General features: G+C 43.6%; 10 protein-coding genes. All 10 read right to left on the minus strand.

Going from position 1 to position 16,155, the window contains the following annotated elements:
• Positions 1-37: 37 nt before the first annotated feature.
• Positions 38-2,434 carry a TonB-dependent receptor gene (locus DXK30_RS01525; protein ID WP_114700155.1) on the minus strand — a complete coding sequence of 799 codons (2,397 nt, stop codon included), beginning with the start codon at positions 2,432-2,434 and terminating at the stop codon, positions 38-40.
• A 208-nt stretch (positions 2,435-2,642) separates the two neighbouring features.
• Entirely contained in the window at positions 2,643-3,284 is a 642-nt protein-coding gene (locus DXK30_RS01530) for an RraA family protein (RefSeq protein WP_162799501.1), read from the minus strand.
• A gap of 28 nt (positions 3,285-3,312) precedes the next feature.
• Positions 3,313-5,418: an IucA/IucC family protein gene (locus DXK30_RS01535; RefSeq protein ID WP_162799502.1), complete on the minus strand. Its 2,106-nt coding sequence runs from the start codon at positions 5,416-5,418 to the stop codon at positions 3,313-3,315.
• Positions 5,419-5,422: 4 nt separating this feature from the next.
• Positions 5,423-7,387 (minus strand): IucA/IucC family protein, encoded by a 1,965-nt coding sequence (locus DXK30_RS01540; RefSeq protein ID WP_114700158.1) that lies wholly within the window; start codon positions 7,385-7,387, stop codon positions 5,423-5,425.
• A gap of 120 nt (positions 7,388-7,507) precedes the next feature.
• Positions 7,508-9,007, minus strand: coding sequence for an MFS transporter (locus DXK30_RS01545; RefSeq protein WP_114700159.1), 1,500 nt, complete (start codon positions 9,005-9,007; stop codon positions 7,508-7,510).
• Positions 9,007-9,609 (minus strand): GNAT family N-acetyltransferase, encoded by a 603-nt coding sequence (locus DXK30_RS01550; protein ID WP_114700160.1) that lies wholly within the window; start codon positions 9,607-9,609, stop codon positions 9,007-9,009. The genes DXK30_RS01545 and DXK30_RS01550 overlap by 1 nt, the downstream gene beginning before the upstream one ends.
• Positions 9,610-9,670: 61 nt before the next feature.
• On the minus strand, positions 9,671-11,068 hold the full coding sequence (locus DXK30_RS01555) for a lysine N(6)-hydroxylase/L-ornithine N(5)-oxygenase family protein (protein ID WP_114700161.1): 1,398 nt from the start codon (positions 11,066-11,068) through the stop codon (positions 9,671-9,673).
• Between the two features lie 117 nt (positions 11,069-11,185).
• A complete protein-coding gene (locus DXK30_RS01560; RefSeq protein ID WP_114700162.1) occupies positions 11,186-13,015 on the minus strand; it encodes an IucA/IucC family protein in 1,830 nt (609 codons plus the stop codon).
• Position 13,016: 1 nt separating this feature from the next.
• A complete protein-coding gene (locus DXK30_RS01565; protein WP_114700163.1) occupies positions 13,017-14,522 on the minus strand; it encodes a pyridoxal phosphate-dependent decarboxylase family protein in 1,506 nt (501 codons plus the stop codon).
• 140 nt (positions 14,523-14,662) lie between these two features.
• Positions 14,663-16,012: a diaminobutyrate--2-oxoglutarate transaminase family protein gene (locus DXK30_RS01570; protein ID WP_114700164.1), complete on the minus strand. Its 1,350-nt coding sequence runs from the start codon at positions 16,010-16,012 to the stop codon at positions 14,663-14,665.
• Positions 16,013-16,155 lie beyond the last annotated feature (143 nt).

Here is a 16,155-nt window from a genome sequence, read left to right on the forward strand (position 1 = left end):
GAAAATTAGCATGAAGGGTTTTTAATACGTTCTGTTTTTAGTAATCGACAGTATAGCTTAGGCCATAAGTCGTGCCTGATGCAGGTAAACGGTTCAGATCGCCATACGTAGTTTGATGATAGACCGTTAGATAGTCTTTATTAAGCAAATTATAAACGCCATAATCTACTCGGCCAACTGGCATTTTTACTTGACCTAATACATCAAGGGTCATATAACCCGTAACTGGCAATGCACTAGAATCAGGGTCTCGTTGTTGGTCTTTAAAGGCTTTATCATCACCGCCGATTGCCAATGCTTGCAGACGAATATTGCTGCCTTCATCGAAGTTATACTGAGCAAATGCCGTACCTTTTAGCGGTGTTAGACGTACTGCATCCAGCTCTAGCCAATCACCATCTTTGTCATACTGACCACGAGTGTACGCCACACTACCGCCTACTTGCCATTTATCACTAATGTCATGACTAAGCGACCCTTCTACCCCATAGACACGCTCATCAGTATCGACGACTTCTACGGTATAGCTATCAGTAAAACGTACTACTTTGTCTGATTCGTTATAAAAACCGCTCAGTCGCGCAGCAGTATCACCATGCTTGCCCTGCCAACCAAACTCGTAGTTGTTAATGGCAATAGGTTGCACGTTGTCTGAGTTAACTACAAAACCTGCACGCACATCACGCAGCGCACGCTGAATATCCGCTGTGGTGAACCCTTGTGAAAAATTAGCAAATATTTGATCATTTGGGGTTAATTGATAGCTCGTGCCGAGATTGAACAAGGTTTTGTCGTGGTCTGTGCTGCCTTTTTCTACGTCGCCTGCCTGATAGTCGATGCCATAAGCTGCACTTGTTCCACTAATAGCAGAACTATTAAAATACTCTTCAAGCAGTTGCTCATAGATAGGCGTAAATCTATCAGTCTCTGACTTCAGCTTTTGGTAACGCACACCAGCACTGGTATGCCACTTGTCGGTTATATCTACATCTGCATTGACAAAAGCGCCCCATTTATCAATGGTAGTATCTGGACCACCATTATAGGTAAGTCCATTGGTTTGGGCGCTCAAGCCATTACTAGCAAGGAACGTATTTAAGTCTTGACCGTAGTAAGTTTGCTCACTGTTTTCGCGTTCGAAATCAGCGCCGTAACTAAAAAGTGTCTTTTTGCCTGCGATTTCGGTTTCGGTTTGCATGGCGGCACGTAGGCCCATTACTTCGATATCAGCTTCTGACTGAGTGACGACGACTGCCCCGCCCAATAATTCTTCTAGCGTACTCTTATCGGTAAGACCATTAGCTACCCAGACTTTGCCCGCTTGTTTAGGGAAATCTTTACCAGAAGGATAAAAACGGCCTTTCTCATCTCTATAATAGCCTGTCAAGCTTAAGCTAGACCCTGAGCCTACAAAGTCATCATCGCTATAGCTTAAATTTACTGAGCTTTTTTCGGTATATGGCTCATTTTCTACGTTAGCACCATCAATGGCTTTTAAAGACGGTGGTGCGTCCTTAGGTTTTAGCAAGACCTGTAAGTTATCGCCATAGTCTGGACCATAGTCGGTGTCTTGTTCATCCTTATAGTAAGTCACTGCAAGATCAAGGCGTTGGCTGTCAGTGAGCTCTACACCCAAGCTACCATTCACACTTAGCGATTCGGTATCTTGTTGATCCGTTTGGTTCACATCTGGGCTGACACGATCGCCATGACTATCAAATTTGCCGCCTTTATTATCATAATCGACATCTAGGCGACCATACACTCGCTCGCCGCCATATCCTAAGGTTTGCCCTACATGATAACCCAATGAGTCTGACTCAAAATTACGACTGCTACTGACACCGACTCTAGTCTGTCTGATAGGGCCATAACCGACCAAAGATTTGGTCACAAGGTTAATTAGGCCACCTGCTGCACCAGCACCGTAAATACTGGTGGCACCTGAAAGCACCTCTACCCGCTCAAGCTGCGCAGGATCGATACTATTTAGCTCGCGTGAAAGACTACGTGAGCTGCTTAAAGGCACACCATTCAACAAGAACTGTACAGGGCGACCGTGCATGGTCGTACCATAGTTACTAGTTGAGCCACTACTGGCACCCAGACTCGGTATCAACTGTGCCAAGATATCACCAGTGGTACGGTCACCCGTTGCCTGCATCTGAATCTCGTTTTCAGTAATTACTTGGGTGACTGCTGGCATCTCACTAATTTTCTGTGCCAGTGCCGTGCCCGTTCTGGCTTTAGCCGTGACATTGATAGTGTCTAAAGTCACATTAGGTGTTTCGTCAGACACAGTACTTGAAGACAGTTCCGCTGAGGTCTGTGCATCTAATACGGCATTCGCTTCATTGACATTGTTTTGTGCATATAATTGCTGACTAATACAAAGGGTAAGAACAGATAGAGCAACTTGATGATGGCTTTTCATAATTTTTTCACTTAGGTTATTTCACTTAGTTGAATAAATAAACAGTGTTATGAGTAATATTTAGCTAATAATACTGTGTGTACTAACTTTGTGAATAGTATTGTAAATGATAATCGTTTTTATTTCTATATGTATTTACACCTTGCTAGTAAACGCTTATTTGTACTGTTTTTAGATATCGCTGACTATTTAACCTCTGATATTTTTATTAGTTATTGAATAACTTATCTAGCTCATTATTACGATAGGCCTCAAAAAACCGCTGAAATTTTGCCTCATCCTCTCTATGCTTCTTTTGACAATCTGATAATAGCTGCTGTGCTATATCAACAGACAATATAAATACGCCGTCATTATCCATAATGGCAATGTCGCCTGAATGAATCGTCGTTGCCTGCTCACCGAAGCGATAGCAAATATCGGGTGCTAGTGTGCCTTGTACTTGGTTACTCTTGAAGGTAGTCACAGCGCTGATACCCTGCGTAAATACCGGAAAACTTAGCTGCTGAATCTGTAACGAATCAGTCACCTGCCCAATAACAATGACCGCAGACAGCCTTTCATAGATAGCCGCGCAAGTTCGCAATGCTCCCCAACATGCCTTGACGCCTAATACCCGAGCATCAATACATAACACATCATTGGGCGCTGCTTGAATCAATGCTTGGTTGATTACATCCGTGTTGTCAGAGGTTAGTTGCACTGTTAACACTCGGCCGACTATAGTAGCCGTGCATGGATTCAGCGATTTAATATCTGGTAAATACCCCTCTTCCGTCAGATGACCAATGGTAGAGGTACCTATCTCTTTATAACTATCTATAAGTTCGCGAATATCAATATCATTCATTATGTTCTCATTATGGTATTTCATAATTTTACCCACTGTTCTTGACACGCTTGAATGGGTTGATCGTTTTACTTTCTCCAGCTGGCATACTGCCATGAGGATCGGAGCCACGTGCAATCACAGGCAATAGCAATGTTTTATGCGGATAATGTGAAGCGTTCAATAGCTCATCACGAAGTACCTGACGTTGATCATCATCAAAATTGATAGTTACTAAGGATTCCTCGATACTTATCATTGCCTCGTGCCACAGCGCATCTTCATTAATATGATAGTGCTCAACCAATGACTCGATAATCGCTCGAATATTGACTAGTAGTCCTAACGACTGTAGATAAAATATCAGCGCTTTCGGCGTCTCGCGATATAGACGGTTTTTAAAATCTGGCGGGCTTAAATACTCAGGATCTGCTATTTGATGACGTGCCAGCCATGGTAGATGGATGCGTACGGAATCATGGTCACGCAATAACAGACTGGTAAAACGATTCTCCTTTAATACGATAACAATATTTTGCCCGTGCATCTCAGGAGCAAATCCTAGGCGTAAGCAGTGTAGCATCGTCCCCAAAAACACATCACAAAGGTTTTTAAAGCACGCTATGACAGCGAGTTTTTTATTCTGTGACGCGCCTTCTTGAAAGCTGTCTTGAGCACTGTTTTGGCTACTATTCTGGGTAGTACTATGAATATCCTCCTGAACAATGCCATCAAAAACGTGATAGCTGACACCTTGTTTGTAGACCAACATACCCAAGCTTGCCATAGGAAACAGTCGAATCGAATCGTCACACAGGTCTGCTGGCAGTTGGCGTAGCATCGCGCCTAGATGCGTGGGCTTTTCTTGATAAAAGTAAGGATTGATAGCGCTTTTATCATGCGAATGAGAGGGCGACATGTAACCCCACCACAGACGTTCATCCCATAACCGTAGCTGCGAGGATAGATCGGGGTCTAACGTTCTTGCCTGCATCAATATGGCTTGGTTTTTTTCACCATTGATCAGCTTGAGGGCTGGCAAGTAGCGCTTTGAGTTCAGTGCGTACACACCTATAGGTAGCTTAATGCTATTTGGCGTATCCGTATCAATTAACACACTGCGCATGGATGAGCTGGCATAAGTAATTAGCGTATCAAATTTGAGCGCAACAACTGTGCCATTGGCAAGATCGTCGGCATATATGTCATCAACCACATGAGTCATTTGCCAAGGATGTACGGGCATCGCAATGTGCGTGTCTGCAATGCCTTTATCGCTTAGCTCTCGCATCAAACTCTGCTGCTGCGTTGTGTCCAAAAGATAAGTCGCTGGATTTTGCGTTGTTGTGTCTTGAACATGGTCTGCCACCATGACATGGCTTTTGGCAATGGCGACCCATACCAGCTTAATGGGTTGATTAAACTCTGCCATATAACGTTTGTATTCTGTTGCCGTAAAGCCCAGTTTACCTTTTGCCAGTGGATGAAACGGACGATCCATCAGTGATGCCCACTGCTCCGCTGCAATCAAGGTTTGATGCCAATGCGGATACTGACATACTGTCGTCGTGATGTTTGCAGTTGCTGATTGTTTCTGCGCTATAAAGGAGGCTTCTAAGCTCTCTTTTAGCTTTAAGACACCAACGTCAGATAACGCGGCACTATCCATCATTGATAAAAAGATATCTAACAACTGCTGTGCTGAGCTTACTAGTTCTAGCCAAGCGCTATGTACATGATGACTATTACTAAGGTTACTATTAAAGCTGTTATTAAGGTTATGTATGATAGGCAGACAGGATTTAGACAATCGCCACGGTGACGCATAAGCAGGCTCTACCAATAGTAGTAACTGTCTATTCTGATTAATCTGCATCACCATTAACGGGGTATCTTGGTCAAAAAAATCTTGATACTGCTGTGGTAGTGATTCTAAAAATTGATGCGCGTCTTGAGCTTGAGTCGTCTGATGGTTTTCTAAATACTCAGCGGTGGTTGTCACTTGAATAAGTTGCTCATCCACCCACTGCTCTAATAGAAAACACTCTACCAAATGACTAATCAGCGACCATTGGATGGCCTCGATATCTGGCTCAGGATTTGCATCAAGGTGGCGGTTTTGCGCAGAAGTTTGCACAGGAAATAAGGTATGCATCGTCTTACCCCCGACTTTTAAACAATGGGTTATTAATGTATTTAATCGGGAATGCTTTATCTCCGAATAATCGGCGCTTAGCCAATGACTCAATGCGCGTTTGTTCAGCGAATACATCAAACAAGTCGAACCGTACTTGATGCTCTGGATGAGAGGTTTGATAGTCGGTCACGCAGCCAGCAACCTGTTGCCAAAACGCCACTTCAGCATAGTTATAATGCGTCTGCATAAAAATCGCAATGTCTGACAACGCCACAAAAAACAAGCAAGCAACCGTCATATCTCGAATGCCATCGGTATCTTCGGTCTCGATGAATGAGCCTCTATTTAAGGCTGCATGTGCAGGTGGCAAGCTATAAAAATTTGGGCGCAAGTGTTGTTGGGCTAAGTGCTCAGGTGCATAACGAACCCCATCATGCAAATCTTTTAATAATATCTTGATGGGATAGCCATTTTCATGTACCAAGATGATGTTTTGCGCATGGCACTCTAGTGCCACACCATAACCAAATAAGATATGTAGTAAAGGGGTTACGACGACCTCAATTAACTGCGTAATCCATTCCTCTACACCATATTTATCAAGCCAAGGGGCTATAAGATGCGAGCCATCAGCATTGACATAACTGACACCATTGAGCGGAAATGCTGTTTGACCTTTTGATAGATACTGACTGACATTTTCTCGCCAAATGGCAGCCAGCCCGCCATACATATTTGGATGCTGATAGCCGCGCGCGCGTAACGCCTCATGATCTAAACTAACGCCAACGGTCTCACCCAAAAACGCAATGGGTAATGCTTTGGCAGTCTTGTCGTCGGCAATCAGTTGATTCAACCAAGTGGTGACAACAGCCGCATTCATCACAGTATGCTTTGCCAATATACGCGTGCTTGAGGTATTAATCAGGTGCATACTCAGCTTTAAGTAGGCTTTATTATTACTAACGTCAGTATCACCATTAACATTGTCATCAGCATTACCAAGCATCGTCAGTGAGCGAATAGACTGCTGAGCACGGTACTGATGACCCGCACTACCTAAGTAGACAACTTCTTGCGTGGCAATCAATGGTTGTAATGCTTGAATTAAGGTGTTTTGCCATTGCCAAGGATGTGCAGGTATTAGGCAATAATTATTAGCCGTCTCGTCTACTTCATGACTAGCTGTACCTTCGTCTTGCTTATTTATGATTGCAAGTACTTTTGTGAGTTTGGCATTGAGTGCATCAAATTCATTAGCACCCACATAATCTTTCACCCATTCATTTATATCGATACCAGTAGTGGTATTGCTCACCAGTAGCTCTTTTTTGACCGCCAACCACACTACGCCGATATTTTGATCAAACTCTGGGCCATAGTCATAGTTATCTTGTAAATCAAAACCGATACGAGACTTAAAACACGGATGATAAGGATGCCCTGCCGTCAAATAGCCTTCGAGTTGCTCATAAGTGAGCGTATCAATAGGCATAGGCATATTAGAAGCCAGTATTTGAGATTGTGCTTCATTCACTAAGGTATGGCGCAGCTCTTTGATAAAACTGTCTTTGAGTTCTGCACCCTCAATATTGAGCAAGATATCACTGATTACATGCTCAAGAATGGCGTCTTCGGCAACACCGTTAACCACTCGCTGCACATTTAGGTCACTTAAACGGATGATGTCAAAACTATAATGAATATAGCCTTGTGCGGTATAACAGACATCATTACCTGCTTTACCTAATTTTATAATAAAATTCAGCAGCGTCTCATTATCAGCACTGTCATGAGCGATGTTCACACTTTCAGATTCAAACTCAATAATATTTTCATATAGTAATGCTTGTAGCAATTGCTTGATCACCCGTTGCTCAGCGCGTGCCATAATTTGAGAATTAACAGGTGCTTGCCACGGTTTAGTCGAATAAGTGATATTTGCACTATTATTATTTTTGGTAGAGTTTGCTAGATGATTGGGCATAGATATAAGCTTCCTGTCTGAAAATTGAATTAAATAAAAGTATAAATTTAAATACATTTAAAGCGAATGATAATTATTTACGTTGATAAGTTAAGGTAAACCCCGATACGGAATATTTGTTTATAAGGATCGTGGTAGTTTGCACGCTGAAGGAATCGTGAATAATAAAATCACCGCGATTACTACCAGTATTTCTTGAATCGCACTTGCCGTGCCGTCACTACTACCTGCTGCTAATAATTGCGCACCTCGACTGCCTATATAAAGGGTGGAAAGCGTGATAAATATAGTAGAGATGATGCGGCGACTGATGTTATTAAGTGCAGCTCCCTCAGTGACCGAATCTTTGGGTAAGCTACTAAACCCAACGGTAGTGGTTGGCAGGTAAGCCAAACCTACCCCAATACCTCGCATACTCATAATTAGCATTAATAGCCAAAGCGTGGGCTGATACAAGCACCCTGCCAACATCAAAGTAGATAGCGCACTAATCGCAATTCCTACGATGCCAATCCCTCTGGCACCTTGCTTATCTACCATCTTGCCAGCGTAATGCGTGGTGATACTGGCTACGAGCGTCGCGACCATCAGGACAATGCCTGTCCATAAAGCACTTTCGCCCATCACGTCTTGTATCAGCACGGGTAATAGCAAGAGACACAGCATCAAACCGACTGTTTGGCTAATGCTAATGATATTACTGTGCAAATAGGTTTTATTATTGAACAAGCGCACGTTTAATAATGGATATTTCTGCCGCCGCTCATATGCCCACCAAACCATCGCGGACAGTAGAAATCCAATAGATAATAAACCCAACGTGGCTATCTTTAACAAGCCGTCACTGCTGAATAATCCACCAGTGAAGTCTATCTTCAGCGTGCTCAGCCACACCATTATGGTCAATAGCCAAATGAGTAAGCTGATAAACCCAATGGTATCGAAAGGGCTTTTTTTATCATGTGAGCGCATATCAGGTATTAACCACCACACCATCGCCATGACCGCCGCACTGAGTGGCAAGGTAATGGCAAACAGTGTCCACCACGCAAACTGCTCAACCAAGTAAGCACCGACCAAAGGGCCAAACGCCAACGACATCATAATGACAATGCCCCATAGCGCCATTACTCTGCCGTGCTGTTTCTGCGGATAAATCTGATATAGCATACCAATAGACAGCGGGATAATCAGACCGCCACTCAGTCCTTGTATGGCTCTGGCAATGATGACAAAGCTCATGCTAGACGCCAGCATGCCAATGACTGAGCCCAGCATAAATCCAAAAATTGCCGCCAAATAAACATGCTTAAACGGAAACTTTTTGTTTAAGTAGCCGCTTAGCATAAGCCCCACACTCATGGCCAGTACATAAGCATTTAACACCCAGCCGCCCATCACGATATCGACATCAAACACCGACATAAAAACAGGAATTGCTGGATTAAGCGCGCTATTACTGAAGCTGACGACCGTACCGCCGAGTAGTAATGTCAGTAATACCTGCTGTACTTGCTTATCGGTCAAGCCATGACTGCTACTCTTAGAGGCTTCGTTTATAGGCGACTCAGTTGTAGATACCTTATCTATAGGTGCTTCATTTATAGGCGCGTTGCTCATTAAGCAGTGGCACCATAGAAATTGAGATAACCTCTAGATTCTAGAAACTCATCGCGATTGCAAAAATATAATGAGGCGGTTTTTTCTGGCATCTCAATCAGACGTTGTACGCGATAAGCGAAGCTATCAGCAATCCATTGATACACCTCAACCTTACTATCCGGCTCGACTACGATTTTTTTGGCCTCAGTATGCTCAAATATAAACTTGCTGATCATCATGCCTGTTGGCTTGAGATAGCCTTTGCCAACCACCGCTGGATCACCAAGCAAAATATGCCAACCCATGTCCGTCTCCTTGGCTTTGTAATAATGAGACAACCGGTCACGAGCCGTCTCATAAATCTCTGTATAGCCAATCGGCTTATCATCACAAAGTATGAGATAGAGACGCTGATGATCATCGGCTAGCATTTTTTCAAAATGGGTTTTTAATTGCGGCATCGGGAGATGGAGCTGCCACTGATCGACCACATGCTCAGCATGCATCCATTTATACAGCAATGGCATATCATCTGGGTAGCTGACAGGTCTCAAGGCAAACGTCTTTTGATAAGCCTCAATGCTAAAGGTATCGGGCAAATTTTGGGTGATGGTCGGCATGACTTGCTCCTAATTATTATTTTGCTATGTGGTTTTTATGAAATACGATGCTTATAGAAAACTACGTGCCAAATTTTTGAAATACTTTTAAGGCGTCAGTGTCGTAAGTCTGTTCACCTGTTAACTGATTGACGATACACCCTGCTCGATAAGCCCCCAACCCCAAGTCTGGTGCCCCAACACCATGGGTATGCACCTCCTGGTTTTGTACGAAAATTTTGCCATCAGTTGCGATGTCTTTTTGATGCGTCAGTACATATTTCAGTGCATAGTCTCTATCAATGACTGGCTGCTCAAACTCATCGTGCGCGATGCTAGGCAGTATCGTGTTTAAACACTCAGGCAGACCGTAACGATAGCCTGTACCAGCAATCACACAGTCATAATCAGCAGTAAATGATTGATTCTGTTCACGCTGTCTACCCACCAGTTTTATAGTGTCTGTCGGCTCTGGATCTTCTAGCATAGTTGTCAGTGTTGCTTCAATTACTTCACAATTGGACAGCAGCGTTGAATGCAAATCTTTATTGGTAATACTGCGTTCATAAAGACGGTGATAAATATCACGTATGGTCTCAAAGCCCATGCCTTTATAGAGCAGGTCTTGCTTAGCAGTGACTTGAGGTTTGATTGCTGAGTCTAAATGATAAAAGTAATCTGTATACGCCGGGCTAAAATGCTCTAAACCTAATGGGGAGTATTCCATGGGAAAAAATCCTGCCGAGCGAGTCATCCAATCTAACTGAAACTTAGGGTCGTCATTAGTACTATCATCGCCATCAAACTGCTGATCGAATAAGGTTCGATACACTTCTGCTGAAGACTGCCCAGACCCCAACACCAACACTTTAGTCAGTTTGCCCTTAGTCTTGGTGCTATTCAGATCAAGGCTACTAGCATTATTGAGGCTATCCAAGTCAAAATTATCTGCAAAATGGGCGGTGTGCATACAGCGGTTAGGCGCTTGCTTGGCAATATCTTGCAACGATGGTGGTAGCGTGGCCTGTGTGCCTGTTCCTATGACTAAATTTTTAGCATGATAGGTGTTTTGTGTGCCTTGCTCAGATACAGTCACTAAAAACCCACCATTATTGTCATCAAATGCCACGTCGATCACTGGCGAATCAAAATTCAGACTATCCAGTTGCCCTGCTACCCATTGGCAATAGTGGTTGTACTCTTTACGATAAATTTTAAATTCTTCTAAAAAATAAAACTTAAGCAATCGGTGCTGAGTATGCAAATAATTCAAAAAAGAATATGGACTGGTTGGGTCTATCATCGTCACCAAGTCTGCCATAAAAGGCACTTGCAGTGTGGTGCTCGGCAATATCATGCCTTTATGCCAATTAAACTCAGCCTTTTGCTCAAAAAACTTGGCGGTTACGTCGGTCTTTGTCAGTAATGCTGCCAAACTTAAATTAAACGGCCCTACGCCAATCCCAATAATATCTAACACGGTCGCCCCTTAGTGATCTGGTGGTAGTGATTTGATAGTTACGTTAATTCTGGTGTTCGTTTCTATCGAACCCTAACTTCTATCCTGTGCTTATCTTTGCCGTCACAATATGATTTGCTACATCACCATGGGGTTTGGGATATCGACATAAATAGACTGGGTCTCAACAGGTGCGGTCAGCTCATCGAGCGCATAAAGTCTGGTGAGTAGATTGCCCTTGAACGGCAATGTAGGACTACGCAACAACAAGTCAAATAACGAGCGATGTGGGTATTGTTGCTCTAACGCTATTAGACACTCTTTAAACGTCGTAATTAATGCTTCCTCAGTCACAAGCTGAGTACGAGCAATAGCAGTAATAAGACCAAATATACTGTTGCCAACTAAATAATAGGCAAAACGTGAGTCGGCAAAGTCTTCTGGAATGACGCACTCTCCTTCGCTAATAAGCTCGGGGTAAGCATCAATGAGCGGCGTGGCGTACTCCGCAATATAGCCAAACCCTTGATTGTCTCTGGCCCAAAATTTAGTAGGATAGCCGTCTTTTAGCTCAATCAGAGTGTTCTGCTGATGTACCTCAAAACCAATACCATGCTGATAATACATATGAATAAGCGGTATAAAACCAACTTGCAAATAAGTGTCAAACCACTGGATAGCCACCTGTTCTAAAGGTTCATCTGTCTGTTTGTGGATGGACTTAAACAATGTCTCTAAGCGATTGGTGAGACGGGTTGGATGGTCTTGGCTTAAGCTGGCAAGATTGGTGACTTGCGTATCCTCTGTAAAAGGGTTGTCACGTAAGATACAAATAGTCTCATCAATGATTTTGCCATCCACACGTAAGGCAATCCAAGCAGGATCATTCAATACGGCAATTGTAGGATACTGGGTCTTGAGCTGAGTACCATAGTCGCTACGCCAGATTCGGCAGGCATGCATCCCGCGTTTGCATTCTTTGGGCAGGTTAATCCGCACCGAATTGGTAATCGCTACAGACAACGACAGTTTAAACATCCAAGGCGCATCAAAGGCAGCCAGTGTGCGTACTGATGTTGTTGGATGCAAATGCCACCCGAGCTCGCCCAAATCAAACAATTGGCCTTGTTCTAGCAGCTTTCGATACCATGGCTGCTGCTGCAAAAACCTTGCTTGCCAAGGGTGCAATGGCAACAGCTTATAGTCAGGATGCTCATCCACAAGTTGCTGCTGATAACCACTCATATCAGCTTGTAGCTTTGATTTGAGCGCTGTGGTAATGCTATCGCCATCTACAAATTCTTCTGTAATGCTGCTGGGGTGCACTAGCCAATAGTGCAACTGGGTTTTGCTACTGGTCTCGGGCGCATACTTTGCCCATTCGGCACCATAAAAGCCAGCACGGCCTTTGGGTGTAGGATGCATGGCATGACCGTAAATAAGGTTTTGTTCGGTTTGAATGAAATCTTGCTGATAGTCAACGATGTCATCAATCTCATCATTACGATGCTCTAAGATAATCTGTAGCCCCTCATAGCTCTCAATCCAGCGCTTTAATACACCATTAGCATCTAGCGTCGCTTTGTCTTTATAACGATGCACGATGTCTTCAATAATCAAAGACGCTAGGCTCATAGCAGAGGATTTTATCCATCGGCTGTTTTGCAAAGGGTCGTCCAGTTGCGTGTCTAATGTTGAGTCTGATCGTATGCTGACCTGCTTATTCAATATAAGCGGCGTGCCTGCCAAACGGTGCTGACCCAATTGGCTCACTCTATCGACAGGTGCGACCATTACCGTGTTCGAAGCCAATAGCATTAGCACTAATAGAGGCTTGTTTTGTGAGGCCTGCTTCTGTATATCATCCTGCTGCTCTACGGCAATAATATCGCCGTGCCCAGTCTCAAAACAGTAAGCATTGATTAGATTTTGTAGTGTGAGACGATCAAGCGTTTTATGCTGCATCATGTTATTTCTTCCCATCAACGTTCAGGTTGTCAGAATTGAGTTGGTTAAAACCAGCAATAGCCATCTGCTCAATGATGTCTGCAATATCATTGATTTGGGTATTGGGATTTAGAATGGTGAATTTAAGGCAAAGGCGCTGCTCAAACTGGGTGGTGGCCACATTGGCGATGTTATTGACCAATAACGCTTGTGCAATGTGACGATTGAGCTGTGCGAGTTGCTCATCAGATAGCACGGCATCCTTAGGTGCAAAGTAAAACAAAACACTGCTGATAATAGGCTCATGTACCAGCACAAAATTTTCATTTTTATCAATCAGCTGTGCCGCCTGCTTGGCAGTATTCAGACAGTTATCAATCAATGCTGCATAGCCATCCGTTCCCAGTAAGTCCAGCGCCATCCACAGTTTTAAGGCATCGAAACGTCGTGTGGTCTGTAAAGAATACGTCACTAAATTTGGGATATTGTCTTGTTCGTCATCAGCAGAGTTTAGATACTCACTATGATGGCGAATACTCTCAAAATTTTGGTTATCTCGTAAGAGAAAAGCGCCACAGCTAATCGGCAAGAAGAAATGTTTGTGGAAGTCCAAGGTGATAGAGTCAGCCTGATTCAGACCCTCAATCAAGTGTCGATAGCGCTGTGATAATAACAATGCCCCACCCCATGCTGCATCGACATGTAGCCATATATTTTCATCATGGCAGATCTTGCCAATAGCCATTAGAGGATCAATTGCACCCAAATCCGTTGTGCCCGCAGTTGCAATGATAGCCATCACATTGTCAGCACCTAGCTTATCTATCTGATGTTGTAAGTCAGACATCAGCATAGCACCTGATGCATCGGTCGCTACTTTAATGACAGATTTTTGACCTAAACCTAGTAGCGCGGCGTTTTTTTCGATAGAAAAGTGCGCTTGGTCTGAGCACAGGATTGTGCCACTAGGCTGACCCATCAGGCCGTCCTTTTGCACATCAACGCCCTTAGCTTTATAGAATTGATTGCGTGCTAGCAATAAACCCATCAGGTTACTTTGCGTACCGCCACTGGTAAAGACGCCACCAGCGTTATGGTCTGTCTGTTCATCAAAGAAGGCATCAGAGATATCACCAAACTGACAACGTTGACATAACCAGTGGATTAAGTCTTTTTCGATATAGGTCGCGGCTGGGCTTTGGTTCCACGAGTCCATACTTTGATTAGTAGCCGCGATAATCATCTCAGCAATCTGACCGATGACCAGTGTGGGCGGATGTAAGTGAGCTAAGCAATTCGCATTGGCCGTCGACACACAACTGGGTAAAAACTTGTTTTGAATATCAGCGAGTATCGTGTCGATGTCTCGGCCTTGTTCACGGATGCTAAAGGCATTGGTCGCTTGCACTTGTTGCGGTGTGCCGCCCAAATACACGTTATTGTCGTCTAGCCACTGTTTAATAACAGCGCTGGTTTTTTGCATATGCGTGACATATTGCTCACTGGTTTTCTGGTTTAATAAATGCAAAATATCCTCACTTGTTTATTCTACGAATGTATAAATCGCAAATAAGTGACTTATTATTAGAGTCGTTATTAGAGTCGTTATTAGAGTTGTTATCAGAGTTTTTTTATAAATGTGTGAATCATGCTAAAGCGCTGGCAAGACTATTGATTGTCCTCTAGCGCCATATCAAGCCTCTGCAAGACTTGCTGCAACTCATCTTTGGTTATATTGAGTGGCGGTAATAATCGCAATACTGTGCCACCGCGTCCGCCCTTTTCAATCACCAATCCATGTTTAAAACACGACTGCTGAATTTTGGCGGCCATATCACTGTCTGCTGGATAGCTTCCATCATTTTGCTTAGGTAGACTGGGATTGACGATTTCTATACCAATCATGAGACCACGTCCTCTGACTTGACCCATTTTTGGATAGCGCTGTTGGCGTAGCTTTAGCTGCGCCATGAACCATGTGCCTATTTCTAAAACATAGTCAGCAACGTTGTTATCTTTTAAGTAATTAAGGGTGGCAAGGCCAGTCGCCATCGCTAATTGATTGCCTCTAAACGTGCCGGAATGATTGCCCGCCTGCCATACGTCGTATTGCTTTTTGATACCCAATACCGCAAGTGGCAGGCCACCACCGATTGCTTTTGACATCACAATCATGTCGGGATCAATATCGGCGTATTGATAGGCAAACCAACGTCCTGTACGGCAAAACCCTGTTTGCACTTCATCGATGATAAGCATGATACCAAGCTCTTTTGTCACTCGGCGCACATGCTTCAGCCATTCTATTGGCGCAGGGTTGACACCGCCTTCCCCTTGTATAACTTCTAAAATGACCGCTGCTGGTTTTACCACACCGCTCTCTACATCTTTTAGGAAGTTTTCAAAGTAGCTCATATGGGCATGAATGCTTTGCTCAAAAGGCAAGCCAAACGCGCAGCGATACATATTAGGATAAGGCAAAAACTGTACCGAGCTCATCAGACCTTCGATGCCCTGTTTAGGTGCCAAGTTCCCTGTCACCGCCAGAGCGCCATGTGTCATGCCATGATAGCCACCGCTGAAGCTTACAACACCTGAACGACCAGTGACTTGCTTGGCCAGTTTAATAGCCGCTTCTACCGCATCAGCGCCTGTCGGCCCGCAAAACTGTAAGCAATATTTATCGCTATTGGTAGCAAGCAACTTATACATGAACTCGCTAAATTTGTCTTTTAACGGTGTGGTGATGTCCAATGTATGCAGAGGTAAATTAATGTCTAATAGATCTTTGATGCTTTCTATAACCACAGGATGATTGTGCCCAAGCGCTAGCGTGCCAGCACCAGATAGGCAATCGATATACTTATTACCTTCCACATCGGTAATCCAAGCGCCTTTAGCTGATTGAATCGCAAATGGCAGCTTGCGTGGATAACTACGAACCTTCGATTCAAATTGTTCTTGACGGTTTAAGTAGCATTCGTTATCACGTGATTCGTCTAATAAGATCGTGTCCATAGCTTCAGCCTTGTTATTGTCAGTGGTCTTGGATAAACATTCGAAAGTAAGTTTTGACGCTTACTTCTTAAAATAACGCTCATTTATATTGAATGATAATGTAAATGATAATCATTATTATTTATGAGGCGTAGTATCTACTA

Source organism: Psychrobacter proteolyticus (genome assembly GCF_003350005.1).
Classification (GTDB): Bacteria; Pseudomonadota; Gammaproteobacteria; order Pseudomonadales; family Moraxellaceae; genus Psychrobacter; species Psychrobacter proteolyticus.

Bases quoted from the DNA above. Each gene is read 5' to 3' on its own strand.
- DXK30_RS01525 (WP_114700155.1), bottom strand. From the start codon at position 2,434: ATGAAAAGCCATCATCAAGTTGCTCTATCTGTTCTTACCCTTTGTATT.
- DXK30_RS01530 (WP_162799501.1), bottom strand. From the start codon at position 3,284: ATGAATGATATTGATATTCGCGAACTTATAGATAGTTATAAAGAGATA.
- DXK30_RS01535 (WP_162799502.1), bottom strand. From the start codon at position 5,418: ATGCATACCTTATTTCCTGTGCAAACTTCTGCGCAAAACCGCCACCTT.
- DXK30_RS01540 (WP_114700158.1), bottom strand. From the start codon at position 7,387: ATGCCCAATCATCTAGCAAACTCTACCAAAAATAATAATAGTGCAAAT.
- DXK30_RS01545 (WP_114700159.1), bottom strand. From the start codon at position 9,007: ATGAGCAACGCGCCTATAAATGAAGCACCTATAGATAAGGTATCTACA.
- DXK30_RS01550 (WP_114700160.1), bottom strand. From the start codon at position 9,609: ATGCCGACCATCACCCAAAATTTGCCCGATACCTTTAGCATTGAGGCT.
- DXK30_RS01560 (WP_114700162.1), bottom strand. From the start codon at position 13,015: ATGATGCAGCATAAAACGCTTGATCGTCTCACACTACAAAATCTAATC.
- DXK30_RS01570 (WP_114700164.1), bottom strand. From the start codon at position 16,012: ATGGACACGATCTTATTAGACGAATCACGTGATAACGAATGCTACTTA.